At 45.3% G+C, this 4,590-nt stretch carries 4 protein-coding genes; 2 read left to right on the top strand and 2 right to left on the bottom strand.

All coding sequences use genetic code 11. The features are described from left to right. Positions 1-1,648: 1,648 nt before the first annotated feature. Positions 1,649-1,873 (top strand): hypothetical protein, encoded by a 225-nt coding sequence (locus tag FED52_RS00040; RefSeq protein WP_138858510.1) that lies wholly within the window; start codon positions 1,649-1,651, stop codon positions 1,871-1,873. A gap of 139 nt (positions 1,874-2,012) precedes the next feature. After that, positions 2,013-2,243: a hypothetical protein gene (locus tag FED52_RS00035; RefSeq protein ID WP_138858509.1), complete on the top strand. Its 231-nt coding sequence runs from the start codon at positions 2,013-2,015 to the stop codon at positions 2,241-2,243. 143 nt (positions 2,244-2,386) lie between these two features. Here the strand turns inward: FED52_RS00035 and mobV are convergent, their stop codons facing one another. Both mobV and FED52_RS13925 read right to left on the bottom strand, forming a co-directional pair. Next, positions 2,387-3,763: a MobV family relaxase gene (gene mobV / locus FED52_RS00030; protein WP_138858508.1), complete on the bottom strand. Its 1,377-nt coding sequence runs from the start codon at positions 3,761-3,763 to the stop codon at positions 2,387-2,389. 305 nt (positions 3,764-4,068) lie between these two features. Further along, positions 4,069-4,590, bottom strand: a complete 522-nt coding sequence (locus FED52_RS13925) for a hypothetical protein (protein ID WP_138858511.1) — start codon at positions 4,588-4,590, stop codon at positions 4,069-4,071.

The following is a 4,590-nucleotide window of genomic DNA, read 5'->3' as shown; positions in this document are numbered from 1 at the left end:
AAATATCCTCCTTTTGGTAACAAAACAGTGGCGGTGTGATATATTAATATTAACAGAAAATTTTGAAAAGAGGGATATTTTATGATAAAAAATGCCATGAAAAGGAATATTATGAGCGTTGGTCACATGCTATTTATGAGTGTTTTTTTTACTTTGATGAGTTATCAGATTAGTAATTTCTCTTACAGCAGCACATTTGTAGAGTATTTCATTTATATTTGTACTGGCATTGTTTATCTACTTTTGATTTTTTCCATTTACAATAAAATAAAAAGCAAAAAAAGCGATAAAAGAAAAACTGTTATTGGAAGATGAAAACCAATAATGACAATTTGTTTTTTCGCTGGATTAAATTAATTAAGTGACTTGTCTTAGAATTTTTAATAATAAGTATGAAAATAGTTTCCCCAATGCTAAATACTTTGCTAATATTAAGACAATTAAACATGGACGAAAAAAAAAGCCACTCCTCCTCACATCAGAAGCTACCAACTACTGATGTGGATCGATGGAATGACTTTTGTTTAACCAAGTGCGCAAACACTGGTTAAACGGTGTACCCCCCGAACACCGAGGGGCACGTTTATAGGTACATACTACCCTGTTTTTCAAGTAAAAACAAGCGTAGGAACCCTATCTACAAAGACCGTTTGACTGGGCAGCGCCAGTTGGACGGTCTTTTTTCGTTTTCCATAAACTCATTTTCAAGATGAGTTTATGGACTAATCGAATAAGAGGAATTGCCTGATACCTCTCTAAAACACTGACAAAGGTGAGTTGAGCCTTATGCGGACGTGCACGACACGTCAAGGGAGCGCCCCGTAATCAACGGCTCATGGTGATCGGAACGATGCCGAGAACCATGAGTGCCTACATATCCCTAACGTCTTCCCAATCGGACGTTAGGGAGGGTGAGGGCTACCTTAGTGCTGAATGAAGGAAAGACAAGACCCCCACGGGGGTGAAGGATCGTACATAAGTAGACTGCTAAAAATCGTAACCAATCACTACGGCAGGACTTTCCGTTACGGACGGGGAGGACGATACAACCGAGTTGATGAACCGATGCACGGCATCGGGGGGCGTTGAAACCGCAAGGGCTTGTTTGAGTGTGTAGTACGGTCATGGGGAAACCCTAGCATTAGATTGGGCTGATACGACGGAAACCGAGCATGAAGCGAGGGATGAACCCGAATCAGACGTGCCTTCCTTCCCATCCTGCAATCTAATCGATTTTGTTGAATTTTGCCGGATAGGAAGGCATTTTCTGTCCGCCGTTTCCGTCATTTCGCTTCAGGATGAATGTTGTCCTCGCTTCATGCAAGTTGAAATTCGAGAAAATGCCTGCCAGATTGGCGCGACGTAGACGATGCAAATTAGTATGTGGCACGAGGAATACGAGCCTAGCGTAGTCTGGCGAAGTGTTCCGCATGTGCCCCGACAAGCGAGCGAAGGCGTAAACGCCGTAGCGAAGTGCGTTCAGTGGAAAGTAGAAGAACGTTGAAAGATCCACGGTAGCAATCCGAAGAGATTGCAGCGTGGATCAAGAAGAAATTCGTCTATTATGATATTCTTTCGCTTTTTGCTTGCAATGGCGATATGGAGTCGTTATCGTACTGTATCACCTAAAAAACAGGGGGAAACAGCAATGACAACGAAGACAATGAAAGACGATCGACACCTCGTGAAATGTGGAATGGCAGGATGCAGAGAGTGGTTATCGACCCACAACATGCCGTCAATGACGACCGACGGGGTACTGATCTGCGACGATTGTGCCGACAAGATGGAGCTTTGCCCCGTGACCGGCGGATATTACTTCTTCGGACTCTCGTCGGGCGACCACGCCCCCGAGTACGACGGAATCCTCTGATTTCGGGGCGATTCGCCCCTTCTTTGCGTGAAATAAAAACTCCACGCAAACTTAGCAACGCACTCAAGCCAAAGTCCGAAAAACGGACGAAAATCGACCGATTTCACAAACTTTTCGACCCTCGAAAGGCGGGAAAATGATGGATGAAATTTGGATTTCAATGACGAACGGATCGACCTACGAGGTCGCCAACATCGACTTGGCGACGCTCGAAGCCGAGATTTCAGAGAAACGGGCAATCGGTGACCTGCTGATTCGACTCGATTACTTCCAGCCCGACCCGAAAGGGAAGATTCTTATCAAGAAAGGGCTTGTCCTCATGCTCGATCAAATCGTGTCGATTTCGCTCCAAGAAAGTCTCGATTCTTGAAGCGAAATTAATGTGTCAATTGCCTATAAAGTTAGTACCCGTAGAAAAGACCCATGTACGGCCCGAAATTCGCCTTTGCAGGCATTTCCGGCTGTACATGGGTCTTTGCCTTTATTTCTCACTTGAACGTCTCTCAGGATGTTTTAACGCTCCATATCGCTACTTTTCTCTTCGTACTTCGCCCCGTATGTCTCTCGATGCCATTCGAACCCCTCTTTTTCGTTCTCGTTCTCGAATGCGGGTTCGACTGATCCGTTCATTTCGAAGGTCGCTCTCGACTTGAAAGACCCAATCCATTTATCCAATTTATCTTGAGCAATCATCTTTTGATTGACCAGTGCTTCTTTCAACTTGGTTAATACGGACTTGAAAAACTCAATCTCTCTCGCCAGTCGGCGGTTCTCTTGCAGGAGATTCGGGATGCGATCGTTCTGCGACTCAAGATACTTGTTCCGGTCCACGAGTTGTTTCTTTTCTCGTTCGCTCGCCTGCAGCGCTTTTTGAAGTTGGACTGACAATTCGGCTTGCTTCTTCAAGTTCTCGAAGGAAGAAGGGGAAATCGTCAGGTTGCTCGATAATTTTTGTCGTTTGGCGCTTTCGTTGAAACTCTCGACCAGGCTAAGGTTCGACAGTGCATCGATCGTTTCTTGGATTTGGGAACGGTACTGATCCGCCTTTCCTTTCAAAGATTTGATTTCTTTTGTGACGAAATCTTCGGTCGTCTCGAGTTCTGCATAGAGAGAGTCCAATCGTTTTTGACCGACTTCGACCTGCTCTTTTTGCTTCCCGAGCAAATTCTCGTATTCGACTACTTGCTCGCCCAACTGATCACGGACGTCCTTGGCCTTCATCACGTACTCTTTGCCTTTAGTCGCTTTTTCGGCCAAGGCTTGGACTTCCTCTCGAAGTTGCTCCGTTTGGCGCTTGAAGTCTTGGTGCGCCTTGAATTCATGAATGTCGAGTTTCATCTTCGTCTTCTCGCCACTCGCCCGTTTCACGTCAAACCCTCGTTCTTGGAGAAACTTCGGTAGTTGGTCGTGAATCTCGCGCAACGCTTTCGGTCCCATCACAGTCCTTGCCTGTAATTTACCGTTCTCTTTGTTCACAGGCATGAAATGAAGGTGCATATGGGGCGTCGTTTCGTCCAGATGGACTTTGGCGCTCAATACGTTCTCGTCACCATATCGATCACAGAAATACTCATAGCAACTTTGGAAGTATGCCTTGTGCTCGTCGTCGGTCATCTTGGCTGCTTCGACTTTCGGAATCGTAATGATGTTCGAGTACAGGACAACCGAATTCTTCTGTACTTTGCTCCCTTGTGATTTCAAGAATTCAGATCGTTCTTTGACCCGTTGGTAGAGACCGGTCTCACTTTTCACGAAATCATAATTGAGGTGGGTTCGGGTCGGATCTATCATATAGTTCTTGATTTTCCCTTCTCGTTCTTGTTCTCTTTCTTTGCCTTTTACATCACTCAATTGGTTTTTTTGAGTGTTCCAAGCGAAGTCGAATGCCATGTTCTTTCCTCCTTGATGACGACGAGAACCGAAGCGAAGCGAGGGGCGAATTTCGTCTGTCGTTTGAGAAGAGTATAGCCCGCTATACTCTTGCAAGCAAGAGGCGGGCTCTACGAGGTAAAAATCAAGGGCTGTTTCTCGTGTCTGGCCACGAGAAAGGGAGTGTCGATCCCTGTCGGGATCGACACTCCCAAGACCAATCTTCCCCGACCCGTTCCCTCTCGGTCACTGGATCAGGGAAGTGGATTCCATTCGAACGATCGCATCGTCTCGAGACGATGCGACCGTTCAACTGTAATTTATCATTACTGCATTCTTGAGTTCGTCTTTACCCACTCTGCCAAGGTAGCAGCATTATAACCATTGTAGCTCGGGTTTCTACGAACAATTAGTTGAAGACCATATCCTTGATCGTAAGCGCTTCTGAAATAAGTATATTTGTTTTGTGTAGCTGTAGCGACCATATAGCCGGCAACTGCTACTGGTTTGGCTACTGCTGACGGTAGCGTAATCAAGCCTAAGGCTGCAACGGCAGCGCTAGTAGTTCCAGGGCTCATTTTGTTTACCATTTGCCCAACTTGATAATTACTGTAAAAGTAAGTGTGCACATATGTATATGGAATTGGGACATACATAGGAGTAACTTCGCCATTAAGCAACTTATTACCAATGCTATTTTCTTCTAAAACGATGGTTGGTCTAGCAGTTGGATTTGTTTCATTTGAATAGTAATCATCACCTTCGGCGTTCCCTGTAACAGGAAGCGCGAAAGAAGAAACGAGAATTCCGGCAGCAATAAGCGAATTAGAAACCTTTTTAAATTTCAT

Source organism: Exiguobacterium mexicanum, assembly GCF_005960665.1.
GTDB classification, from domain to species: domain Bacteria; phylum Bacillota; class Bacilli; order Exiguobacteriales; family Exiguobacteriaceae; genus Exiguobacterium; species Exiguobacterium mexicanum_A.
The sequence above is the reverse complement of the archived record's forward strand: the minus strand, read 5'-3'. Positions and strand labels throughout refer to the sequence as shown.

Excerpts from the sequence above, each read along its gene's own strand:
- FED52_RS00040 (WP_138858510.1), top strand. The coding sequence starts at position 1,649 with ATGACAACGAAGACAATGAAAGACGATCGACACCTCGTGAAATGTGGA.
- FED52_RS00035 (WP_138858509.1), top strand. The coding sequence starts at position 2,013 with ATGGATGAAATTTGGATTTCAATGACGAACGGATCGACCTACGAGGTC.
- mobV (WP_138858508.1), bottom strand. The coding sequence starts at position 3,763 with ATGGCATTCGACTTCGCTTGGAACACTCAAAAAAACCAATTGAGTGAT.
- FED52_RS13925 (WP_138858511.1), bottom strand. The coding sequence starts at position 4,590 with ATGAAATTTAAAAAGGTTTCTAATTCGCTTATTGCTGCCGGAATTCTC.